This window comes from Bradyrhizobium sp. UNPA324, assembly GCF_006658635.1.
GTDB lineage: Bacteria > Pseudomonadota > Alphaproteobacteria > Rhizobiales > Xanthobacteraceae > Bradyrhizobium > Bradyrhizobium nanningense.
Map to the genome: position 1 here is coordinate 2163000 of NZ_LFJD01000004.1, position 20743 is coordinate 2183742.

Sequence of the window (20743 nt, forward strand, 5' to 3'; positions counted from 1 at the left end):
TTGACGGCCGACGAGATCATGGCCCGCGTGCTCCATCGCGACGGCCTGATGCTGATCATCGACAAGCCGGCCGGCCTTCCGGTGCATCGCGGCCCCAAGGGTGGCGCCAATCTGGAGGATTCCTTCGACGCGCTGCGTTTCGGCCTGCCGCGCCCTCCGGTGCTGGCCCACCGGCTGGACAAGGACACCTCCGGTTGCCTCGTGCTCGGCCGCCATCGCAAGGCGACCGCCTCGCTCGGCCTTTTGTTCAAGCACGGCAAGATCGGCAAGACCTACTGGACCGTGGTTGAGGGCGGCCCCACCGAGGACGAAGGCACCATCGACATGCCGCTTGGGCGGCTCAATGCCGAACGCGGCTGGTGGCAGAAGCCCGATCCCGAGGGCCAGAAGGCGATCACCAACTGGAAGGTCATGGGCCGCGGCGACGGCTTCACCTGGCTCGCCATGGAACCGGTGACGGGACGGACCCATCAATTGCGGGTGCATTCGTCAGCCACCGGCTGGCCGATCTTCGGCGATAATATTTACGGCAACGGGCCGCGCTTCGGCGAGCCGAAGCTGCACCTGCACTCCCGCGAGATCGTGGTGCCGATCTCCCGGAATAAGGAGCCGGTCCGCGTCGTGGCACCGGCCCCGCCGCATATGCACGAGAAGCTCAGGGCTTGCGGATGGAATGGGGAATAGGTGCCGCTGGCGTTCACCTCTCCCGCTTGCTTGTGGGAGAGGCCGACGCGCAGCGCCGAGTGAGGGTTCTCTCCTCGTGGGGACTGTCCCGTTGCGGAAACACCCTCTCCCCGACCCTCCCCCGCAAGCGGGGGAGGGAGCGCACCGACGCCGCGGGTGCATCTTGCGGAAGCCAGCCGCTCCAGGCCCATGGTTTACCAAACCTTCAGTCCTCGTCCCCATGATGCCGGTTGCTTAGAACAAGCTTCCATCAATTCGCTCAGGACGAGCAACGCGTCATGTCTACGGCCGGGCTATCGATCATCGACGAGGTCGAATCCGCGATTCGCACCGGCTCGCCGGAAAAGGGTCTGGCAACAGCCCGGCGCGTCACGGACCTGTTCCTCTCCTCCGCCGGCAGTTTCGACGACGAACAGATCGCGCTGTTCGACGAGGTGCTCGATCGCCTGATCGGTACCATCGAACTGCGCGCGCTTGCGGACATGGGCGCACGCATCGCGCTCGCCGAGATCAGCGTGCAGCTGGCGCCGGTCGCGCAGGCACCGCCCTCCGTGATCCGCCGCCTCGCCAGCAACGACGAGATCCGCATCGCGGGTCCCGTGCTGCAGGAATCTGCGCGCCTCGACGACGGCGAGCTGGTGAAGATCGCTTCAGCCAAGGGCGAGCCGCATCTGCTTGCGATCGCCGGCCGCTGGTGGCTGAAGGAGATCGTCACCGACGCCCTGCTGGCGCGCCGCTATCCCAGCGTCAGCCGCAGGCTCGCCGCCAATCCCGGCGCGCGCGTCTCCGGACATGGATTCGCGCTCATGGTTGGGCAGGCCGAGGCGGATCCCGAGCTTGCCGTCAGCATCGGCGTCCGCGTCGACCTGCCGTCGGAGCTGCGCCGCCGATTGCTGCACTCGGCGACCGATGCCGTGCGCGCCCGCCTGTTGTCGCGCGCGCCGCCGCATCTGTTCGAGGAGATCCAGAGCGCGATCACGGCCATCGCCGTCGGCGTCGAGCGCGAGATGTCCGGTGTCCGCGATTTCGAGGGCGCCAAACGCGCGATTGCGATGCTCAAGGCAACCGGCCAGCTCGATGAGGCGACGTTGCTCGGCTTCGCCAGGCAGCGGCGTTACGAGGAGACCGCCGCCGCCCTGGCAGCCCTGTCCGGATCGACAATCGAGGTGATCCGCCCGCTGATGCAGAGCCTGCGCGACGACGGCCTCTTGGTGCCGTGCAAGGCCGCGCAACTCGGCTGGGAGACCACCATAGCCGTGCTCGAAAGTCGGTTTGCCACCGGCGCGATGAAGCCGGCGGACCTCGCGCGAGCACAGGATCACTATGCGCGCATGACGCCGGAGAATGCGCGGCGGACGCTGCGGTTCTGGCAGGTCAGGGCGTCGTAGGGGCGCGCTATTCGCCAAACTACCGGTGTCATCCTCCGCGAAAGCGGGGGATCCAGTATTCCAGAGACGTCAGTGAGATGCGGAAAAGCCGCGGCGTACTGGGGCGCCCTGTCAAGCAGGGCGACGACACTGTCTATGTGGTCAGCCGCTCGCCATCGCTGCCGCCAATCACGAGCGGCACGACGCTCCCGATACGCTCGCCTGCAATCGCTACCGGCAGATAGTGCTCGGTGCGGCCCAGGCTCGCGCTCTCGATCAGCACCTCGCGCGTCTGACCCACCTCCGCTTGCAGCCGTTCGCGCAGCGCCGCTTCGCCTGCCGCCCGTAGCCGTCGCGCACGCTCCTTGATCGCGCCGCCTGCAACCTGGGGCATCTTTGCAGCCGGCGTGCCGGGGCGCGGCGAATAGGGGAAGACGTGCAGGAATGTCAGGCCGCATTCTTCGATAAGATCGAGCGAACGCGAGAACATCTCGTCCGTCTCGGTCGGGAAGCCCGCGATGATGTCGGCACCGAAGACGACATCGGGGCGCAGGCGGCGGACCTGCTCGCAGAACGCGATCGCGTCTTGCCGCGAATGCCGCCGCTTCATGCGCTTCAGGATCATGTCGTCGCCGGACTGCAGCGACAGATGCAGATGCGGCATCAGCCGCACATCATCGGCGATGGCATCGAGCAGATCGCCATCCGCCTCGATCGAATCGATCGAGGAGATGCGCAGGCGCTTCAGCTCCGGCACGTGCCGCAAGATCTGCTTGGTCAGCAGGCCGAGCTTCGGCGTGCCCGGAAGGTCGGCGCCGTAGCTGGTGAGATCGACGCCGGTCAGCACGATCTCGGCATGGCCGCGCATGGCCAGGTTGCGCACCTGCTCGACCACCGCGCCCATCGGCACCGAGCGCGAATTGCCGCGGCCATAGGGGATGATGCAGAAGGTGCAGCGATGGTCGCAGCCGTTCTGCACCTGCACGAACACGCGCGGCAGGCCGCTCGCATAGCCGTCGATGAGATGCGGCGCCATCTCCTTCACGGCCATGATGTCGCTGACGGCGATCTTCTCGCTGGCGCCAAGGTCGAAAGCGCTACGCGTCTCCTGCCACGCAGAAGCGCGCATCTTGTCGTCATTGCCGACGATCCGATCGACCTCGGCCATGTCGGCGAACATCGCAGATTGCGTCTGCGCCGCGCAACCGGTCACGACGATGCGCGCACCGGGCCGTTCGCGCTTCAATTTGCGGATCGACTGCCGCGCCTGCGCCACCGCCTCGTTGGTGACCGCGCAACTGTTGATGACGATGGTATCTTCGAGCCCTGCAGCTTCGGCTTCGCGGCGCATCACCTCGGCCTCGAAGGCGTTGAGGCGGCAGCCGAAGGTGACGACGTCGACGGCCATCAGGCCACCGGCGCAAACAGCGCCGGATCGAATCTGCCCTCATATTCGAAGGTCGCCGTGCCCGTCATCAGCACGTGGTCGTCGCGCTCGCGCCATTCGATGCCGAGCTTGCCGCCAGGCAGCGTAATCTCGACATTGCGCTCGGCCCGCTTCAGGCGGGCCGCGGCGACCGCCGTGGCGCAGGCCGCCGAGCCGCAGGCCTTGGTCAGGCCGGCACCGCGCTCCCAGGTGCGGATCGTGATGTGCTGGGGATCGGCGATATGGGCGAGCGTGATGTTGGCGCGCTCCGGGAAGATCGGGTGGTTTTCCAGCAATGGACCGAAACGCTCGAGATCATAGGCGTTGACATCGTCGACCCAGAAGATCGCATGCGGGTTGCCCATGCTCACCACGGAGGGCGAATGCAGGATCGGATTGTCGATCGGCCCGAGCTGCAATTCGATGTAGCGGGTGTCGCGGAACTCTTCCGCCAGCGGGATGTCCTGCCAGCCGAACTTCGGCATCCCCATGTCGACGGTGTAGAGATCAGGCGCCGGACCCTGCCAGGCATTGAGCAGCCCGGCCGCCGTCTCGAACGTCGCCGTCGTCTGCCCGTTCTTCTCGAAGATGCGCCGCACCACGCAGCGCATGCCGTTGCCGCAGGCGCCGGCTTCCGAGCCGTCATTGTTGTAGATCCGGATGAAGGCTTCGGTGCCGTCGAGCCGCGGCTTCTGCAGCACCATGAGCTGGTCGTAAGCCACGCCACCGTTCGCGGACGCCACCGCACGGGCGTCGTCCGGCGTCACCTTTGCCGTCGAATCCCGCATGTCGACAACGACGATCTCGTTGCCGATGCCGTTCATCTTGGCAAATGCGTGGTTGGCCAGCGCGCTCATGAAAATTCCCGAATTTCGCCTGTCTTATATGGCGATCCTTGCAGGCTTGGCCAGTGATTTGCGGTCGGAGGCCAAGAGGTCTGCCAGGAGGTCTGCCATGACGCATCTGTCATGAGACGAATTCCGCGCCCGCGTGTTAGAACGGCGCGGCTCGCCGCGAACCGGGATGCGCGGCCGGGCTTCAGCCGGATAAGGCCTTGGTGGGCAAGGTCTTGGTGATCAGGCCTTGGTGACGAAGGCCGTGGGGAGAATAAAATGATCAGGTTTCGTCGTCTCGCTCTAGCCGCGCTGATCCCGGCAGCGGCCTTGTCGCTTGGCCTGCCTGAGGTTTTGGCGCAAACCCCGAGCCCGGCACCGGCCGCCTCGGCAAGTCCCTCACCGGCCCCATCGGCCACCCCCTCGCCGGCCGCGAGCGCGTCGCCCGCACCAGCGGCGACGACCTTACCCGCACCATCGCCTGCGGCCAGCGCTTCGCCGACTCCGACAACGTCGCCCTCGCCCGCAGCCAGTGCCTCACCGAGCCCAACGGCCCCGCCACCGGCGGCCGCCGTAACCCCCGCCCCGGTGCAGACCGCCGATCCGTTCGGCCTTGAGACCACGCTCGAGGCCAAGAAGGTCGTGATGGTCAAGGGCACCGCGAACTGGGACTCGGCCTTCGACACGCTGATCGACGCCTTCAAGGCGCTGAACGCCCTGCTGGACAAGCAGGGCATCAAGCACGCCGGCAATGCGATGATCGTCTACACCTCGACGGACGATACCGGCTTCACCTTCCTTGCCGAGATCCCGGTCGAGCAGGATCCCAAGAACTTGCCCAAGGACATGAGCGTCGGCAAATCGCCGGAGGGCAAGGTGCTGAAGTTCGTCCATCGCGGCTCCTACGACAACATGGACAACACCTACGAGGCGATCACCAATCACCTCGACGACAAGAGGCTGGAAGCCAAGGACACCTTCATCGAGGAATACCTCACCGATCCCCTGAAGACCGCCGAGGACAAGCTCGTGATCAACGTCTTCGTGCCGCTGAAATGAGAGCTATGAAGAAGCCTGCCGTACTTGTTGTCTCCCTCGCCGCCGTTCTTGCCGCCACGCTGCCGGCAACGTCCGCGCTTGCCGACGATGTCGTATCCGCCATTTCGGTGAGCGGCGAAGCCAATGTCTCCGTGGCGCCGGATCTTGCGCGGATCGACGCCGGCGTCGCCAACGACGCCAAGACGGCGAAGGAAGCCTCCGACGCCAACAACGCCGCGATGGGCAAGGTGCTGCTGGCGCTGAAGGGCGCCGGCATCGCCGAGAAGGATTACCAGACCTCGCGCCTGTCGCTGCAGCCGCAATATGGCCAGAACAAATCCACCGGCGCATCCCCGGTGGTCGGCTTCCGCGCCTCGAACCGCGTCACCGTAAAAATTCGCGACGTCACCAAGGTCGCTAGCATCATCGATACGCTGGTTGCCGCCGGCGCCAACGACATCGGCAACATTTCCTTCGAGGTGACGCAGGCCTCGAAACTGCTCGACGACGCGCGCGAGCAGGCGGTCGCGGACGCCCGCCGCAAGGCCGAGATCTATGCCAAGGCTACCGGCGTCACGTTGGGCGCACCGCTCAGCGTCTCCGAAGGCGGCGCCCCGGTGCCGCTGTTCAAGGCGCGGATGGCGACAGCGCCGATGGCTGCACCTGCCGCGGTCGCACCGGGCGAGGAGACGCTGTCGGTGACGGTGAATGTGAGCTGGGCGATCAAGCCGAAGGAACAATAATTCTCGTGTCCCGGACGCGCTGCGGCACGTAGTGACGCGGCGCAGAGCCGGGACCCAGTTGCATCCAAAAGCGTGGGCCCCGGCTCTGCAGCGCGCCGTCGAAGAGACGCTGCGCTGCGTCCGGGGCACAAGCTGTACGCGTGGAGAGACCTAAATCTCCACCACCTGCCCCGGCTTCATCGCCACGAACCGCTGCTGCGGAATCTGTGCTGCATCCAGCGCTTCCACCAGCGCCTTGGCCGGCGCGTCGATCGCTTCGTCCGTCAGCTGGAACGTGCCGTGGTGGTGCCCGAGCGCGGCCTCGGCGCCGCAATCGGCCAGCGCCTTCACGGCGTCTTCCGGATTCATGTGCTGGTCGCGCATGAACCAGCGCGGCTCGTAGGCGCCGATCGGGAGGATGGCGAGGCGCAGCTTGCCGTGCTTCTCGGCGACGCGACGGAAATGCCGGCCATCGCCGTAACCGGAATCGCAGACCACGTAGATTTTCCCGGCCGGCGTCTCCAAGACAAAACTCGCCCACAGCGCCTTGTTGCGATCGAACATGCCGCGCGCGGTCCAGTGCCGGGTCGGCACCAGATGCGCGGCGACGCCGCCGCCGAGTTCGACGCGGTCGTGCCAGTCGAAGGCTTCGACCTTGATGATGGGATCGGCACTGCGCATCGTGACGTCGTTGCCGAGCGGGGTGACCACGCGCGGGGCAAAATTCTTGGCGAGCCGCGACAGCGTCGCGATGTCGAGATGATCGTAATGGCCATGCGAGACCAGCACGACGTCGATCTTCGGCAGCTTCTCGAAGGCGATGCCGGGATCGTTATGCCGCTTCGGCCCGGCCCAGGAGACCGGCGAGACCCGGGTCGACCAGACCGGATCGACCAGGATGTTGAGGCCGCCGGCCTGGATCAGCCAGCTGGCATGGCCGACAAAGGCCAGCCGCACTTTGCCGCCGTCGACCCGCTCCGGCGGGGTGTCGGCATGAGGGCTGGGGGCCCAATCCGGCCATTTCGCACGCTGCCGCTTGCCGCCGAACTGCCAGCGCAGCACCTCGCGCAGCGATTTCGGCGGCGCCCCATCCGGATCGAAAAACGTGAGGCCGTCGAAATGATCTGAGGTGGGATCGTCATAGGCTTTCATGCGGGACATCCAAAGGGAGGGGACGCCGACCAGCGCCCCGGCCCCGGCAAGCAACCATAAACGCGGCGACGGGCGATCGACACAGGCTGGCTTTCAGGGACGGCGGCGGAGGTAAATCATCACCTTCTATATGGGCGAGGCCAAAGGAAAAGGAACTGACCACCAAAAGCGTCTTGTTTTCAGGAGCTTACCTTGGCAAAGCCACTCTGGCACCCTAACTTTCCTTGACTTTTCGGCGTGAGCGGCGTTTAACCCCGCCACTTTCTCGGAAAGGCTTTCTTTTCGACCCGCCGACCGGCCCTTGGGGCCGGAGGTCAACGCCCGACAGCGCTGTGCGCCCTCGGGCGCAAAGGTGTTTGGAAGATCGTTTGGCCAAGGAAGCGGTCGTCGCCCGACTTGATCGGGCGATCCAGTATTCCAGAGGCGGCTCGGCTGGAACCGAGGTGCCGCGGCGTACTGGATGCCCCGGTCAAGCCGGGGCATGACAGCGGAGAGTAGCGGCGCGCCCTCATCCGGGGACAGCAACAGGACAACGGCATTGTTCGACAATCTGTCGGAACGGCTTGGCGGAATTCTCGATCGTCTGACGGGGCGCGGTGCGCTGACCGAAAAGGACGTCGATGCCGCGATGCGCGAGGTGCGCCGCGCGCTGCTGGAGGCCGACGTCGCGCTCGAGGTGGTCCGCAGCTTCACCAAGCGCGTCCGCGAGCAGGCGATCGGCGCCACCGTCGTCAAGTCGGTGACCCCCGGCCAGATGGTGGTCAAGATCGTCCATGACGAGCTGGTCAACACGCTGGGCAGCGAAGGCCAGACCATCGACGTCAATTCCGTGCCGCCGGTACCGATCATGATGGTCGGCCTGCAAGGCTCCGGTAAGACCACGACCACCGCAAAGCTCGCCCGCCGCCTGGTCCAGCGCGACAAGCGCAAGGTGCTGATGGCATCGCTCGACGTCTATCGCCCGGCGGCGATGGAGCAGCTGGCCGTGCTCGGCCGCGATCTCGACATTCCGACCCTGCCGATCGTGGCGGGGCAACAGCCGCCGCAGATCGCCAAGCGCGCGCTGGAGGCCGGCAAGCTCGGCGGCTACGACGTCGTGCTGCTCGACACCGCCGGCCGCACCACGCTCGACGAAGAGATGATGTCGGAAGCAGCGGCGATCAAAGCCGCGGCCAATCCGCACGAAGTGCTGCTGGTCGCCGACAGCCTCACCGGCCAGGACGCCGTGAACCTGGCGCGCGCGTTCGACCAGCGCGTCGGCCTCACCGGCATCGTGCTGACACGCGTGGACGGCGATGGCCGCGGCGGCGCCGCGCTGTCGATGCGCGCGGTCACCGGCAAGCCGATCAAGCTGCTCGGCACCGGTGAAAAGACCGATGCGCTGGAGGATTTCCACCCCGATCGTATCGCCGGCCGCATCCTCGGCATGGGCGACGTCGTGTCGCTGGTCGAGCGCGCCGCGGCCAATATCGACGCCGAGAAGGCCGCCCGCACCGCCGAGCGCATGCGCAAGGGTCAGTTCGACCTCAACGACATGCGCGAACAGCTGCTGCAGATGGCCAACATGGGCGGCATCAGCGGCCTGATGGGCATGATGCCCGGCATCTCCAAGATGAAGAACCAGATCGCGGCCGCCGGCATCGACGACAGGATTTTGAAGCGCCAGGTCGCCATCATCGATTCCATGACGCGCGACGAGCGCCGCCATCCGGATCTGCTGAAAGCAAGCCGCAAGAAGCGCATCGCCGCAGGCTCCGGCCAGAGCGTCGAGCACGTCAATAAGCTGCTCAAGATGCACCGGAACATGGCCGACGTGATGAAGGCCATGGGCTCGGGCAAGCGCGGCCCGCTCGCCGGCATCGCGCAGGCGATGGGCTTTGGCGGCGGCATGAAGATGCCGTCTCCCGAAGAGATGAAGGCGATGCAGGAGAAGATGCAGGCCGGCGGCGGACAAGGTCTGCCCAGCCTGCCGAAGGATCTGCCGCCCGGGCTTCGCACCGGCCTGCCAAACCTTCCTGGACTGACGGGGCTGAGCGGCAAGCCGACGCTGCCGGGCCTCGGCGGTTTCCCGGGCAAGAAGAAATGAGGAATTCGTCGCGAGGAACCGCACGGTCTCACGCGGCGCGGAATACCAATCAACCGAACAAAACGTACTTTGCAAACCACACTTTCAAGGAGAACTGAATGTCCGTCGTGATCCGCCTCGCCCGCGCAGGCACCAAGAAGCGTCCCGTCTATCACGTCGTCGTCGCCGACTCCCGCTTTCCGCGCGATGGCCGCTTCATCGAGCGTCTCGGCTATTTCAACCCACTGCTGCCGAAGGACAACGAGACCCGCCTGAAGCTCGACATGGACAAGGTGAAGGCCTGGCTCGCCAAGGGCGCGCAGCCGTCCGACCGCGTGTCGCGTTTCCTCGATGCCGCCGGCGTCAAGAAGCGTGAAGCGCGCAACAACCCGGAAAAGGCCGTGCCGCGCAAGGAGCGCAAGGCGCAGGCCGAAGCCGCCGCGAAGGGCTAAGGTTCAATCATGTCGGCGCTGGTCTGCGTCGCGCGGATCGGCGCCGCGCATGGGGTGCGCGGTGCGGTCAAGCTGTGGACTTTTACGGAAGATCCCTTTGCCGTCCGCCGCTACGGTCCGCTTCTCGCCAAGGACGGCAAGCGCCAGTTCGAGCTGGCGACGGCGCGCGAGGCGAAAGACCATCTGGTCGCGACGTTCAAGGGCGTCACGACCCGCGATGAGGCCGAGCGCCTCAACGGCATCGAACTCTACGTCGCGCGCGACAAGCTGCCCGTGACCGACGAGGACGAATATTACCACACCGATCTGATCGGGCTCGCCGCTGTCACCACGGACGGCGACGCGCTCGGCCGCGTGCTCGCGATCCACAATTTCGGCGCCGGCGACATCATCGAGATCGCTCCGCCCAAGGGCGCAACGATGCTGCTGCCGTTCTCGAACGCGGTGGTGCCGGAGGTCGATCTCAAAGGCGGCCGCGTGGTGATCGCGCTGCCGCAGGAGATCGAGGGCGAGGATCGTGGCGAAACTCTCTCCCCGAGTCGTCCCCGCGAACGCGGGGACCCATAGCCACAGGCCATGGTTTTTTGGCTAAGCTGATAGCTCCGATCATCGCAAAATGAAGTGCGGTGGTTATGGGTCCCGGGCTCGCGCTTCGCGCGCCCCGGGACGACGAGACATTTGGATCCGATGACCCACCCCACCCCCTGGCGCGCGACGGTGTTGACGCTGTTTCCGGAGATGTTTCCGGGGCCGCTCGGTGTGAGCCTCGCCGGGCGGGCGCTGGCCGCGGGACTCTGGGACATCGAGGCGCGGGACATCCGCGCCTCGGCCACCGACCGTCACCGCAGCGTCGACGACACCCCCGCCGGTGGCGGGCCGGGTATGGTGCTGCGGGCCGATGTTCTGGCGGCGGCCATCGACGCGGCGGAGATCGGCCCTGACCGACCGAAGCTGCTGATGAGCCCGCGCGGTCGGCCATTGACCCAGGCCCGGGTCACAGAATTCGTCCGGGGCCCCGGCCCCCTGATCGTCTGCGGGCGGTTCGAGGGGGTGGACCAGCGGGTGATCGACAAGCGGGGCCTGGAGGAGGTCTCGATCGGCGATTACGTGCTGTCCGGCGGCGAAATCGCAGCGTTAGCCCTGATCGATGCCTGCGTGCGGCTGCTGCCGGGGGTGATGGGCAAGGAGGCCTCGGGAACCGAGGAGAGCTTCTCCGGGGGCCTTTTGGAATACCCCCAATACACCCGCCCGCAGCTGTTCGAGGGGGTTCCGATCCCTGATATCCTGACCTCCGGCGACCACGCCAAGGTCGCGGCCTGGCGGCGGGCGCAATCCGAGGCCCTGACGGCGGCCCGGCGGCCGGATTTGTGGGCCCAGATCCCGCCCAAGCCCCCGAATCGAGCCGGTCGCCAAAAAACGCCAAAAAACAAGACAGACGGGTGACAAACGCTCCGGCTTGCCTTATAGGAGCGGCCAAATCCGCAATGGCTGGATAGACGAATTTTGCGCAGCCCCCCGTTTCCAGGGCTGGGCGCGCCGATGGAGATTTACCCATGAACCTGATCAAGCAGCTCGAGCAAGAGCAATTCGACAAGCTGTCCGCCGGCAAGGACATTCCGGAATTCGGTCCCGGCGACACCGTGATCGTCAACGTGAAGGTCGTCGAAGGCGAGCGCACCCGCGTGCAGGCCTATGAGGGCGTCTGCATCGGCCGCTCCGGCGGTGGCCTCAATGAGAGCTTCACCGTGCGCAAGATCTCGTACGGCGAGGGCGTGGAGCGCGTGTTCCCGGTGATGTCGCCGATGATCGACTCGATCAAGGTGGTGCGTCGCGGCAAGGTGCGTCGCGCCAAGCTCTATTACCTCCGCAACCTTCGCGGCAAGTCGGCCCGCATCGTCGAGAAGCAGGACCGCCAGACCGCGGTCGGCGAGTAAGCTCCGCCTCATCAGGCAAGTTTTCGAAAGCGCGGGGCTCGGCTCCGCGCTTTTTTGTTTGTCCCGCCGTCATTGCGAGGGGCCTTGCGACGAAGCAATCCAGGCTGTCTCCGCGGATGCATTTCTGGATTGCTTCGCTGCGCTCGCAATGACGAGCCGAAACTCTCGCGCTTTTACCGCTGCATGCTATATAGCTTCTAGAATGTTTCCAGATCCGACCAGCCTCGCCCCCGTCCAGCGCATCGTCATCGACGATCGCTCGCGGCTGCCTGGCCGGTTCTTCGGACGCTTCGCGACCTCGGCAACGTCAGAGCTTATTCGCGCAGCCTGAGAGGCTGCGCTGACGATTTGTTGCCTGCGCGCGATGCGCGCTTACCCGCTTCACACATTCTTTCGGAGCTTAAGCTCATGTCCAAGCCGACCACATTGTACGACAAGATCTGGAACGACCATCTGGTGCACGAAGCCGAGGACGGCACCTGCCTGCTCTATATCGACCGCCATCTGGTGCATGAGGTGACCTCACCGCAGGCGTTCGAAGGCCTGCGCGCGACGGGTCGCAAGGTTCACGCGCCGGAGAAGACGCTCGCCGTCGTCGACCACAACGTGCCGACCACCGACCGCACCAAGCCCAATCCTGATCCGGAGAGCATCGAGCAGATCAAGGCGCTGGCCGACAACGCCAAGGAATTCGGCATCGAATATTACAACGAGTTCGACAAGCGTCAGGGCATCGTCCACGTCATCGGTCCCGAGCAGGGCTTTACGCTGCCCGGCACCACCATCGTCTGCGGTGACAGCCACACCTCGACGCATGGCGCGTTCGGCGCGCTCGCGCACGGTATCGGCACCTCCGAAGTCGAGCACGTGCTGGCGACGCAGACGCTGATCCAGAAGAAGGCGAAGAACATGCGCGTCACCGTCGACGGCAAATTGCCTGACGGCGTGACCGGCAAGGACATCATCCTCGCCATCATCGGCGAGATCGGCACTGCGGGCGGCACCGGCTACGTGCTGGAATATGCCGGCGAAGCAATTCGTGCGCTCTCGATGGAAGGCCGCATGACGGTCTGCAACATGTCGATCGAAGGCGGCGCCCGCGCCGGCCTCGTCGCGCCCGACCAGAAGGCCTACGACTTCCTGCGCGACCGTCCGAAGGCACCGAAGGGCGCGGCCTGGGATGCGGCGATGCGCTATTGGGAGAAATTGCGCTCCGACGAGGGCGCGCATTTCGACCATGAGCTGCGCCTCGATGCTGCAAAACTGCCGCCGATCGTGACCTGGGGCACTTCGCCTGAGGACGTCATCTCGGTGACCGGCATCGTGCCCGATCCCGACAAGATCGCGGACGAGGCCAAGCGCATCTCCAAACATCGCGCGCTGAAGTATATGGGCCTGACGGCGGGCACGAAGATCATCGACATCAAGCTCGACCGCGTCTTCATCGGCTCCTGCACCAACGGCCGCATCGAAGATTTGCGCGCGGCGGCGAAGATCGCCGAGGGCAAGACGGTTTCAGCGAACGTCAACGCCATGGTCGTCCCCGGCTCCGGCATCGTCAAGGAGCAGGCCGAGGCCGAGGGTCTCGACAAGATCTTCATCAAGGCCGGCTTCGAATGGCGCGAGCCGGGCTGCTCGATGTGCCTTGCCATGAACCCGGACAAGCTGAAGCCGGAAGAGCGCTGCGCCTCCACCTCGAACCGCAATTTCGAGGGCCGCCAGGGCTTTAAAGGCCGCACGCATCTCGTTTCGCCGGCGATGGCGGCGGCGGCGGCGATCGCCGGGCACTTCGTCGACGTCAGGGACTGGCGCTAAGCGAACTCCCGCAATTGTAGCGATCGCGGCAAACCGCTGTTAATCGATCGCCTGACACTCTCGTCCTCGCGAGGTTTTCGCGAGGACGCGCCATGGCCAACAAGCCTGAATATGTCGACCTGATCAGCGAAGCCACGCGCCAGCACCGCCGGCGCGCGACGCCGCTGTCCATCGTCGCCAAGCCGGAGGTCGAGGAGACCTCGAAGCTCAGCCGCTGGCCGCCCGCGATGTTCAAGCAGTGGAAGCTGGACAATCTGATGCGGTGGAAGGCTTCGTCGTGGAAGCTGAAGGATTGGCTGTAGCTACGCGCTCCGTCAGCCCGGGCATAGCCGTCCGTAGGACGGCGTCGCTTCCGCTCGCCTATGTCCCGGCCATGACGCTGTTCGAATAGTTTCCGTTACCAATACCGGTACGGATAGTGCCAGCGATGCCAGCGGCAGACGCGGCGCGGGCCATAATAGGTCCAGATGATCCGGCAGCGGCGCGGATGGTGGTAGTAGGGATAATAGCCGCCGACATAATAGCGCCGGTGGAAGTGGCGATGGCCGTAGTGCGGCCGATAGATCCCGTAGCGCTGAAATCCGCCATAGCGGTGAACGCCGCCATAGCGATAGCCACCGCCGTGGAAGGCCGGCGCGGCGCGGATGCCGCCGATATGAGCGCCATGGAATCCACCGCTGCGGAAACCGCCGACATGTCCGCCGCCACCGCGGAAGCCTCCGCCACCGTGAAAATGTCCGCCCCCGCCATGTCCGCCGCCGCCGTGACGAACCTGCGTGACGAGGTCGTCGCTCGCGGCCTTGGCCGCGGGGGACGTCGCCGGATTGATCAAGGCGAGTGCTTCAGCGCGACGCGCGGTCCCCGCCGACAGCATCAGTGTCGCGGCGGCCGCAATCCCGAGCAGGCGCATCGGGCTTGCCCTGGGACCTCTTATTCTCAGCATGGAATCCTCCCTGAATCCGGACAGCGGAGTTGCGATGCTCGTTTCCGGCCCGCGTCATCCCTGTTCAATTGCAGTCGCTCCCGGGATTAAATTGCGGACAGCGACGTGAACGCGCCATGAATGAACGAAGCCGGTGACTGCGATGCGGTGCCGCGACGAGAGGAGTTTCGGAAATGACCGTCTATGCGATCGCGCAGCTGACGATGACGGACCGCGCCGCCTATGACCGTTACCAGGCGCGGTTCTTCGATGTGTTCAGGAAGTTCAATGGCCGGCTGCTCGCCGCCGATGAACGCCCGCGCGTGCTCGAAGGGACGTGGCCGCACGACAAGCTCGTCATGATGTCGTTTCCCGACGAGGCCGCCTTCCTCGCCTTCTCGAACTCACCCGACTACGATGAAATCTCGCGTGATCGCAAAGTCGGCGCGAAGGCGACCGTGCTCTTGGTCAAGGGATTCGCGCCCGCCGGCTAGCGCGTCACCAGAACGGGCCGTAGCCGAATACGAAGGGTGCGGGCACGCCGTAGGGATAGGGACGGTAGTGCACGGGCCGCGCGTAATAGCGGGGATCACGGCGCACGAGGGGCGGCACAATGTATTGGGTGCGCGCGGGCCGCCGCCCATCGAAGATCGCAGTCCCTGCCGAGGCCTCCGGCACCGTCACCCTTGGTGCGGCGGACGCGCGAGGCAGACCGGCGGCAAGCGCGACGGCAACGGCCCATGCAACCCATCTCGCCATGATCACCCCACCGGGCTCCAACGCCGAGCGCCGCCTGCCTCAGCCCGGACGCCAGTAGCAGCTCACACGCGGCACGATCACGGTGCCGCTCGGCCGGAATTCCTGCACATAGGTCGCGTTGCACACGCGGACCGCATTGGGACCCGGATTGTAGCGCGGGTAGACGCCATCAGGCGCGTAATAGGGTGTGACGCGCAGGCGCGCCGGGTGCCGCTTGCGCGGCGGCGGGATGTCGTCCGGTGCCGCCGCCTGCGCCAGCCTCACCCCGGGGGCCGCCGTCTGCGCCTCCGCGCCAACGCAAAACTGCGAAAACAACCCCATGCACAGTAGCGTCAGCACTGTTTTTGCTCGCATTTTTTCGCCCACCTGAAACGTCCCAACCGAGGCCCACGCTCCCCGTTTTGGCGCCGCCCGTCAACCTAGCCCGCGCTTATAAAGCGGGATGCATCGCCAAGGAACCCGCGCTAAGAGATGCCCATGTGGACGGAATTGAAAGCACTCTCGCTGGCCGAGATGGAAGCGACGGCGCACGAAATCTTCGAAGGCCTGCCGGCGGAATTTCGCACCCTGTGCGAGGGCGTGATCATCCGCGTCGACGACTTCCCCACCGAGGAGGTCCTGGACGAGATGGAATGCGAGAGCGAGTTCGACCTGCTCGGCCTGTTCCAAGGTGTCGGCCTGCCGCAACAGAGCCTTGGCGACGTGGCGCGGCTGCCCAACATGGTCTGGCTCTACCGCCGGCCGATCCTGGATTACTGGGCCGAGCACGATGAGAGCCTCGGCCACATCGTCCGCCACGTCCTGATCCACGAAATCGGCCACCATTTCGGCCTGTCGGACGACGATATGGCGGCGATTGAGGCGCGGGCGGAGTAGGGAGCGTACCTCCCCCGAGGCTTGATCCAGCCAAGCAGACGAGACCTGCCCAATTCGGCCTAGGATTTCCGTTCCAATCGCGATAAATACGCCTTCCTTGAACCACCCCGGGAAAGCGCAACCATGGACAAGTTCACCACGCTGGAAGGCGTCGCGGCGCCGCTGAAGATCATCAATGTCGACACCGACATGATCATTCCGAAGCAGTACCTCAAGACCATCAAGCGTACCGGCCTTGGCAAGGGGCTCTTCTCCGAGCAGCGCTACAAGGACGACGGCAGCGAGAATCCTGATTTCGTGCTCAACCAGCCCGCCTATCGCAACGCGAAAGTGCTGGTGGCCGGCGACAATTTCGGCTGCGGCTCGAGCCGCGAGCACGCGCCCTGGGCGCTGCTCGACTTCGGCATCCGCTGCGTGATCTCGACCTCGTTCGGCGACATCTTCTACAACAACTGCTTCAAGAACGGCATTCTGCCGATCCGCGTCTCGCAGGAGGACCTCGACAAGCTGTTCGACGACGCCGAGCGCGGCGCCAACGCGACGCTGACGATCGACCTGCCGAACCAGGAAATCCGCGGCCCCGACGGCGGCAAGGTCAAGTTCGAGATCGACCCGTTCCGCAAGCACTGCCTGATCAACGGCCTCGACGACATCGGTCTCACCATGGAGAAGAAGGCCTCGATCGACAGCTACGAGGACAAGCTCAAGCGCGAACGCGCCTGGGCCTGAGATCGCTCTCTGCTTCGAGCCCCGGTGCCGTCAGCGCCGGGGCTTTTTCTTTGCCCTGCTTATCCCTATAGCTCGCCCTATGCTCCCCGAGATCGTCACCTTCTGGCATGGCCCGATGGACGCACTGCGCCAGACCTGTCTGCGCTCGCAGTTAGCTGCCGGCCACAAGGTCACCGTCTACAGCTTCGACACCATTCCCGGCCTGCCTGCCGGCGTCGAGAATGCGGAGGCAGAAGCGATCCTGCCGCATGCGTTCTCCGAACGGCTGCGGCCGCCGCAGCCGGACGGCAGCTGGCGCGACTGGACCATTCTGCAGTTCAGCGACTTCTTTCGCATGAAGCTGATGGCGAAGGGCCTCGGTCTCTGGCTCGATGCCGACGTGTTGCTCTTGAAGCCCGTCGAGATCGATCCGGCAAAGCCCTACTTCGCCTGGGAGCGGCCGCGCCAACTCGGCAATTCCGTGATCTATCTGCCGGCCAAGCACGGCATCGTCGCCGCCTTCGAGGAGCTGATGGAGCAGGAGGAGCTGACGCCGAACTGGCTGTCGGTGCGCCACCGCGTCACCTTCATGATGCGCCGCCTGCGCGGCGGCTCGAATCGCCTTGCGGACATTCGCGTTGCGATCTTTGGGCCCGCAGCACTGACCGCGCTCGCGCGACGCACCGGCGAGCTCGGATGCGCGCTGCCGAAGCAGTCGTTCTACGCCGTGCATGCCGAACCGAAACTGTTCTTCGATCCCTCGAGCTATCTCGGGCTCGTCACCAACCCCGAGATCATCGGCCTGCATATCTCGCCCAAGGGACGTGGCGGCGAAAAGCCGATTCCGGGCAGCCTGTATGCCTGGGCGGCGGAGCGGTTCGGCTAAGTCTCGTGCCCCGGACGCAGCGCAGCGCTACTCCAGCGGTGCGCTGCAGAGCCGGGGCCCAGCACAGCGGAGGAATGGGTCCCGGCTCTGCGCAGCAGCGTTGCACGCTGCAGCGCGTCCGGGACACGCCACCGGGTTTGGCCCTTCCGAGTTTGATCCAGCGCAACGCGCCCCTGCAACATTGTGCTTAATTCGCTCCAATTCCGCCGTCCGAAGGGAGCTTTCCATGAGCACCGCAAGCAGGCCTTATCCCATCGTCCAGGACCTCATCGAATCCTTTGCGGGCTGGCTGAAGCACCGCCGCGAGATCAACGAGATGCGTCAGCTCGATCGCGCCGATTTCGACCGGATCGCGAACGACCTGAGGATCGCGCCTGACGATCTGGAAGAGCTGGTCCGTCACGGCAAGCACTCTGCCGACGAGCTGCCCAAAATGCTCGAACAGCTCGGCATCAGCGCCGAAGGCCTCGGCCGCGCGCAGCCGCTGCTGCTGCGCGATTTGGAGCGGGTCTGCTCGCTGTGCAATCACAAGGCACAATGCGACCGCGATCTCGCCGATGGCACTGCCGCGGAGAATTATCACGGCTATTGCGCCAATGCCGCAACCCTGGAGTCGCTCGACCACGCCGACGTCGTGCCGCGCTGAATCTGCTGCGGCGGCTATTCGTTCAACATCGATAGAACGATGCGCGCAAGATCAGCAGGCCGCCGCACCAATTGGTCCGCGCCCGCCGTCTCGATCTCGTCCCGGCTGCCATATCCCCAGAGCACGCCGAGGCCGCGCATCTTGACTGCGTGAGCGCCAATGATGTCGTGGCGGCGATCGCCGACCATGAGGCTGCGCGAGGCGGCGATATCCTGTTCGGCCAGGATATGGGCGAGCAGTTCCGGCTTGTGATCCAGCCCGCCGCCCGGCACCGAACCGTAGATGCCGTCGAAAAGCACCGCCAGATTCAGGTTTTCCAGGATTCGTCGCGCGAAAACCTCGCGCTTCGATGTGGCGAGATAGATCCGCAATCCGCCGCGTCGCATATCCTCGATCGCGAAGCCGATTCCGGGATAGGGCTCGCTTCCGAGCAGACCGGTTTCGCCATAGTGCTCGCGATAGGCGACGGCGGCTTCATCGATCCGGTCGTCGCCGTACGCGGCAAGCAGAGTCCGCAGGATGTCTTCGAGCGGTGGCCCGATGGTTATGTCGGGTGCATTGCCGGGGTCGTGTCCGAGCGCACGCAATGCGGCTGAGCAGCTCGCGACGATGCCCGGCCGGGAATCAACCAACGTTCCGTCGAGATCAAGCAGGACGGAACGGGCAGAGCGCACCCCTCAGCCCTTCCCCATCGCCGCAATCGCGTCCGCGATCGCGATCGTGCGCCGCGCCATGTCGGCGTGCAGGCGCTCCACCATGGCGCCATCGAGGCGGATCGCGCCGCGCGAGGCGTTCTCCGGCAGTTCGAACGCCGCGATGATCTTTCGCGCGCGCGCGACCTCCTCCTCGGGCGGCGTGAAGATCGCGTTGCAGGCGTCGATCTGCGAGGGATGAATCAGCGTCTTGCCGTCGAAACCGAGATCGCGGCCTTGCGCGCATTCGGTGGCGAAGCCATCGGAGTTGGCGATGTCGCTGTAGGGCCCGTCGAGGATTTCGAGGCCGTGGGCGCGCGTCGCCAGGATGCAATGGGTGATCATCGGGATCATCGCGGCGCGGCCGGGGAGCATCCTGATGCGCGTCTCGCGCGAGATGTCGTTGGGACCGAACACGAAACCGGAGAGGCGCCGCGATGGATCGCGCCCGGCCTCGGCCAGCTCCTCAGCATGCAGCACGGCGCGCGCGGTCTCGATCATGGCCCAGACCTTCACCGTCGGCGCGGCGCCGAGCTCGGTGAGACGCAGACCGATCGTATCGAGATCTTCGATGCTTGAAACTTTTGGAACCAGGATGCCATCAGGCGAGGCCTTGGCGGCCATCGCGGCGTCGTCGGCCCACCAGGGCGTGTCGAGACCGTTGGTCCGGATCAGGATCTCGCGCCTGCCAAAGCCCTTGGCTGCGATCGCGGCGGCGATGCCGTCACGCGCCGCCGCCTTGGCGTCAGGGGCAACCGAATCTTCCAGATCCAGGATCAGGCCGTCGGCGGCGAGATTGCGCGCTTTCTCCAGCGCGCGGGGGTTGGAGCCGGGCATGAACAGATGGCTGCGGCGCGGGCGGGTCATGCAGGCGTTCCTTCCGGTTTCCTCGGTCTCTATTCTGGCCGAAGCCGATAGCACTTGGCCTGCTCATTCGAAAGGCTTGTTCGTCCCTGCGGTATATGGTTAGGCATAGCCATGACGACATTCCCGAAGCATTTGCTGGAAGGCTACAGGGCCTTCGCCACCCAGCGGCTGCCGGCCGAGCAGAACCGCTACCGCGAGCTCTCGGTCAAAGGGCAGTCGCCCGAGACGATGGTGATCGGCTGCTGCGACTCGCGGGTCTCCCCCGAGGTGATCTTCGACGCGGGGCCGGGCGAACTCTTCGTCGTCCGCAACATCGCCAACCTGGTGCCGACCTATCAGCCTGACGAAAACGCACACGGCGTCTCGGCGGCGCTGGAGTTTGCGGTGACGGTGCTGAAGGTGAAGCACATCGTGGTGCTCGGCCACGCGCAATGCGGCGGCATCCGCGCCTTCGTCGACAAGATCGAGCCGCTCACGCCCGGCGATTTCATCGGCAAATGGATGCAGATGTTCATCAAGCCGGGTGAGGTGGTGGAGCAGCGCGCCCACGAAACCATGGCGCAATTCGTCGAGCGCATCGAGAAGGCCGCGGTGTTCCGCAGCCTGGAAAACCTGATGACGTTCCCGTTCGTACGCAAGGCGGTGGAGAGCGGCCAAATGCAGACTCACGGCGCCTATTTCGGCGTCGCAGAGGGATCGCTGTTCGTGCTGGACAAGGTCGCGAAGGAATTCAAGAACGCGCGGGGTGTGGCTTGAATTCGCAGGGTGGGTTAGCCCTGCGACTCCGCGAAGCGGAGTTCGCACGGCGTAACCCACCACTTCTGTCACCGCGGATACCAAAGAGGTGGGTTACGCCCAGCGGATTGCGCTTCGCGCAGCCGCAGGGCTAACCCACCCTA

Annotated in this window: 25 protein-coding genes; 17 read left to right on the forward strand and 8 right to left on the reverse strand. The window is 65.3% G+C overall.

The window, feature by feature from the left end; all coding sequences use genetic code 11:
- On the forward strand, window positions 1-684 hold a 684-nt coding region (locus UNPA324_RS10515), incomplete at its 5' end, for an RluA family pseudouridine synthase (RefSeq protein WP_246667159.1).
- 278 nt (window positions 685-962) lie between these two features.
- Window positions 963-2072, forward strand: a complete 1110-nt coding sequence (locus tag UNPA324_RS10520; protein WP_141934632.1) for a DUF2336 domain-containing protein — start codon at window positions 963-965, stop codon at window positions 2070-2072.
- Window positions 2073-2205: 133 nt separating this feature from the next.
- Here UNPA324_RS10520 and mtaB read toward each other — a convergent pair whose 3' ends face one another.
- Window positions 2206-3459 (reverse strand): tRNA (N(6)-L-threonylcarbamoyladenosine(37)-C(2))-methylthiotransferase MtaB, encoded by a 1254-nt coding sequence (mtaB, locus tag UNPA324_RS10525; protein ID WP_141934633.1) that lies wholly within the window; start codon window positions 3457-3459, stop codon window positions 2206-2208.
- Window positions 3459-4334: a diaminopimelate epimerase gene (gene dapF, locus UNPA324_RS10530; RefSeq protein WP_141934634.1), complete on the reverse strand. Its 876-nt coding sequence runs from the start codon at window positions 4332-4334 to the stop codon at window positions 3459-3461. Before dapF ends, mtaB begins: the two co-directional genes overlap by 1 nt.
- 255 nt (window positions 4335-4589) lie before the next feature.
- Between dapF and UNPA324_RS10535 the strand changes: the two genes are divergently transcribed.
- Window positions 4590-5369 (forward strand): GyrI-like domain-containing protein, encoded by a 780-nt coding sequence (locus tag UNPA324_RS10535; RefSeq protein ID WP_128918876.1) that lies wholly within the window; start codon window positions 4590-4592, stop codon window positions 5367-5369.
- A gap of 5 nt (window positions 5370-5374) precedes the next feature.
- Window positions 5375-6091, forward strand: a complete 717-nt coding sequence (locus UNPA324_RS10540) for an SIMPL domain-containing protein (protein WP_181769353.1) — start codon at window positions 5375-5377, stop codon at window positions 6089-6091.
- 150 nt (window positions 6092-6241) lie between these two features.
- Here UNPA324_RS10540 and UNPA324_RS10545 read toward each other — a convergent pair whose 3' ends face one another.
- Window positions 6242-7222 carry an MBL fold metallo-hydrolase gene (locus tag UNPA324_RS10545; protein WP_181769354.1) on the reverse strand — a complete coding sequence of 327 codons (981 nt, stop codon included), beginning with the start codon at window positions 7220-7222 and terminating at the stop codon, window positions 6242-6244.
- A 538-nt stretch (window positions 7223-7760) separates the two neighbouring features.
- Here UNPA324_RS10545 and ffh point away from each other — a divergent pair.
- From ffh to UNPA324_RS10580, 7 genes are all read left to right on the forward strand, one after another.
- Window positions 7761-9308, forward strand: a complete 1548-nt coding sequence (ffh, locus tag UNPA324_RS10550) for a signal recognition particle protein (RefSeq protein WP_141934637.1) — start codon at window positions 7761-7763, stop codon at window positions 9306-9308.
- Between the two features lie 98 nt (window positions 9309-9406).
- Complete coding sequence (gene rpsP / locus UNPA324_RS10555) at window positions 9407-9739, forward strand: 30S ribosomal protein S16 (protein ID WP_014438992.1); 333 nt, start codon at window positions 9407-9409, stop codon at window positions 9737-9739.
- Window positions 9740-9748: 9 nt separating this feature from the next.
- Entirely contained in the window at window positions 9749-10306 is a 558-nt protein-coding gene (gene rimM / locus UNPA324_RS10560; RefSeq protein WP_128918880.1) for a ribosome maturation factor RimM, read from the forward strand.
- A gap of 120 nt (window positions 10307-10426) precedes the next feature.
- Window positions 10427-11182: a tRNA (guanosine(37)-N1)-methyltransferase TrmD gene (gene trmD / locus UNPA324_RS10565; RefSeq protein WP_141934638.1), complete on the forward strand. Its 756-nt coding sequence runs from the start codon at window positions 10427-10429 to the stop codon at window positions 11180-11182.
- A 110-nt stretch (window positions 11183-11292) separates the two neighbouring features.
- Complete coding sequence (gene rplS, locus UNPA324_RS10570) at window positions 11293-11673, forward strand: 50S ribosomal protein L19 (RefSeq protein WP_128918881.1); 381 nt, start codon at window positions 11293-11295, stop codon at window positions 11671-11673.
- Window positions 11674-12081: 408 nt separating this feature from the next.
- Complete coding sequence (gene leuC / locus UNPA324_RS10575) at window positions 12082-13488, forward strand: 3-isopropylmalate dehydratase large subunit (RefSeq protein WP_128918883.1); 1407 nt, start codon at window positions 12082-12084, stop codon at window positions 13486-13488.
- Window positions 13489-13580: 92 nt separating this feature from the next.
- Window positions 13581-13790 (forward strand): hypothetical protein, encoded by a 210-nt coding sequence (locus UNPA324_RS10580; protein ID WP_128918884.1) that lies wholly within the window; start codon window positions 13581-13583, stop codon window positions 13788-13790.
- Between the two features lie 95 nt (window positions 13791-13885).
- On the opposite strand, the gene UNPA324_RS10585 is transcribed toward UNPA324_RS10580, so the two are convergent.
- Entirely contained in the window at window positions 13886-14431 is a 546-nt protein-coding gene (locus UNPA324_RS10585) for a hypothetical protein (protein ID WP_141934639.1), read from the reverse strand.
- Between the two features lie 173 nt (window positions 14432-14604).
- On the opposite strand from UNPA324_RS10585, the gene UNPA324_RS10590 reads away from it, so the two are divergent.
- Window positions 14605-14904, forward strand: coding sequence for a DUF1330 domain-containing protein (locus UNPA324_RS10590; protein WP_141934640.1), 300 nt, complete (start codon window positions 14605-14607; stop codon window positions 14902-14904).
- Between the two features lie 4 nt (window positions 14905-14908).
- On the opposite strand, the gene UNPA324_RS10595 is transcribed toward UNPA324_RS10590, so the two are convergent.
- Together UNPA324_RS10595 and UNPA324_RS10600 are read right to left on the reverse strand one after the other, a co-directional pair.
- The gene (locus tag UNPA324_RS10595) at window positions 14909-15169 is read right to left on the reverse strand and encodes a hypothetical protein (protein ID WP_141934641.1); all 261 of its coding nucleotides are present in this window, start codon (window positions 15167-15169) and stop codon (window positions 14909-14911) included.
- 39 nt (window positions 15170-15208) lie between these two features.
- Complete coding sequence (locus tag UNPA324_RS10600; protein ID WP_181769656.1) at window positions 15209-15490, reverse strand: hypothetical protein; 282 nt, start codon at window positions 15488-15490, stop codon at window positions 15209-15211.
- Window positions 15491-15646: 156 nt separating this feature from the next.
- Between UNPA324_RS10600 and UNPA324_RS10605 the strand changes: the two genes are divergently transcribed.
- From UNPA324_RS10605 to UNPA324_RS10620, 4 genes are all read left to right on the forward strand, one after another.
- Complete coding sequence (locus tag UNPA324_RS10605; protein WP_141934643.1) at window positions 15647-16045, forward strand: metallopeptidase family protein; 399 nt, start codon at window positions 15647-15649, stop codon at window positions 16043-16045.
- A 123-nt stretch (window positions 16046-16168) separates the two neighbouring features.
- Window positions 16169-16774, forward strand: coding sequence for a 3-isopropylmalate dehydratase small subunit (leuD, locus tag UNPA324_RS10610; protein ID WP_027573022.1), 606 nt, complete (start codon window positions 16169-16171; stop codon window positions 16772-16774).
- A 79-nt stretch (window positions 16775-16853) separates the two neighbouring features.
- The gene (locus UNPA324_RS10615; protein ID WP_128918890.1) at window positions 16854-17639 is read left to right on the forward strand and encodes a glycosyltransferase family 32 protein; all 786 of its coding nucleotides are present in this window, start codon (window positions 16854-16856) and stop codon (window positions 17637-17639) included.
- Window positions 17640-17865: 226 nt separating this feature from the next.
- Window positions 17866-18285 carry a hypothetical protein gene (locus UNPA324_RS10620; RefSeq protein ID WP_141934644.1) on the forward strand — a complete coding sequence of 140 codons (420 nt, stop codon included), beginning with the start codon at window positions 17866-17868 and terminating at the stop codon, window positions 18283-18285.
- Between the two features lie 14 nt (window positions 18286-18299).
- On the opposite strand, the gene UNPA324_RS10625 is transcribed toward UNPA324_RS10620, so the two are convergent.
- Complete coding sequence (locus tag UNPA324_RS10625) at window positions 18300-18959, reverse strand: HAD hydrolase-like protein (RefSeq protein ID WP_128918892.1); 660 nt, start codon at window positions 18957-18959, stop codon at window positions 18300-18302.
- A 3-nt stretch (window positions 18960-18962) separates the two neighbouring features.
- Window positions 18963-19844, reverse strand: a complete 882-nt coding sequence (locus UNPA324_RS10630) for an HpcH/HpaI aldolase/citrate lyase family protein (protein ID WP_128918893.1) — start codon at window positions 19842-19844, stop codon at window positions 18963-18965.
- Window positions 19845-19955: 111 nt separating this feature from the next.
- Between UNPA324_RS10630 and UNPA324_RS10635 the strand changes: the two genes are divergently transcribed.
- Window positions 19956-20600, forward strand: a complete 645-nt coding sequence (locus tag UNPA324_RS10635; RefSeq protein ID WP_141934645.1) for a carbonic anhydrase — start codon at window positions 19956-19958, stop codon at window positions 20598-20600.
- The last annotated feature ends 143 nt before the right edge of the window (window positions 20601-20743 follow it).

Coding starts and splice junctions, on each gene's coding strand:
- UNPA324_RS10600 (WP_181769656.1), bottom strand. CDS start 15,490: ATGGGGTTGTTTTCGCAGTTTTGCGTTGGCGCGGAGGCGCAGACGGCG.
- UNPA324_RS10590 (WP_141934640.1), top strand. CDS start 14,605: ATGACCGTCTATGCGATCGCGCAGCTGACGATGACGGACCGCGCCGCC.
- UNPA324_RS10580 (WP_128918884.1), top strand. CDS start 13,581: ATGGCCAACAAGCCTGAATATGTCGACCTGATCAGCGAAGCCACGCGC.
- UNPA324_RS10635 (WP_141934645.1), top strand. CDS start 19,956: ATGACGACATTCCCGAAGCATTTGCTGGAAGGCTACAGGGCCTTCGCC.
- UNPA324_RS10545 (WP_181769354.1), bottom strand. CDS start 7,222: ATGAAAGCCTATGACGATCCCACCTCAGATCATTTCGACGGCCTCACG.
- trmD (WP_141934638.1), top strand. CDS start 10,427: ATGACCCACCCCACCCCCTGGCGCGCGACGGTGTTGACGCTGTTTCCG.
- rimM (WP_128918880.1), top strand. CDS start 9,749: ATGTCGGCGCTGGTCTGCGTCGCGCGGATCGGCGCCGCGCATGGGGTG.
- UNPA324_RS10605 (WP_141934643.1), top strand. CDS start 15,647: ATGTGGACGGAATTGAAAGCACTCTCGCTGGCCGAGATGGAAGCGACG.
- UNPA324_RS10520 (WP_141934632.1), top strand. CDS start 963: ATGTCTACGGCCGGGCTATCGATCATCGACGAGGTCGAATCCGCGATT.
- UNPA324_RS10615 (WP_128918890.1), top strand. CDS start 16,854: ATGCTCCCCGAGATCGTCACCTTCTGGCATGGCCCGATGGACGCACTG.
- mtaB (WP_141934633.1), bottom strand. CDS start 3,459: ATGGCCGTCGACGTCGTCACCTTCGGCTGCCGCCTCAACGCCTTCGAG.
- UNPA324_RS10535 (WP_128918876.1), top strand. CDS start 4,590: ATGATCAGGTTTCGTCGTCTCGCTCTAGCCGCGCTGATCCCGGCAGCG.
- rplS (WP_128918881.1), top strand. CDS start 11,293: ATGAACCTGATCAAGCAGCTCGAGCAAGAGCAATTCGACAAGCTGTCC.
- UNPA324_RS10540 (WP_181769353.1), top strand. CDS start 5,375: ATGAAGAAGCCTGCCGTACTTGTTGTCTCCCTCGCCGCCGTTCTTGCC.
- leuD (WP_027573022.1), top strand. CDS start 16,169: ATGGACAAGTTCACCACGCTGGAAGGCGTCGCGGCGCCGCTGAAGATC.
- rpsP (WP_014438992.1), top strand. CDS start 9,407: ATGTCCGTCGTGATCCGCCTCGCCCGCGCAGGCACCAAGAAGCGTCCC.
- dapF (WP_141934634.1), bottom strand. CDS start 4,334: ATGAGCGCGCTGGCCAACCACGCATTTGCCAAGATGAACGGCATCGGC.
- leuC (WP_128918883.1), top strand. CDS start 12,082: ATGTCCAAGCCGACCACATTGTACGACAAGATCTGGAACGACCATCTG.
- UNPA324_RS10595 (WP_141934641.1), bottom strand. CDS start 15,169: ATGGCGAGATGGGTTGCATGGGCCGTTGCCGTCGCGCTTGCCGCCGGT.
- UNPA324_RS10620 (WP_141934644.1), top strand. CDS start 17,866: ATGAGCACCGCAAGCAGGCCTTATCCCATCGTCCAGGACCTCATCGAA.
- UNPA324_RS10630 (WP_128918893.1), bottom strand. CDS start 19,844: ATGACCCGCCCGCGCCGCAGCCATCTGTTCATGCCCGGCTCCAACCCC.
- UNPA324_RS10585 (WP_141934639.1), bottom strand. CDS start 14,431: ATGCTGAGAATAAGAGGTCCCAGGGCAAGCCCGATGCGCCTGCTCGGG.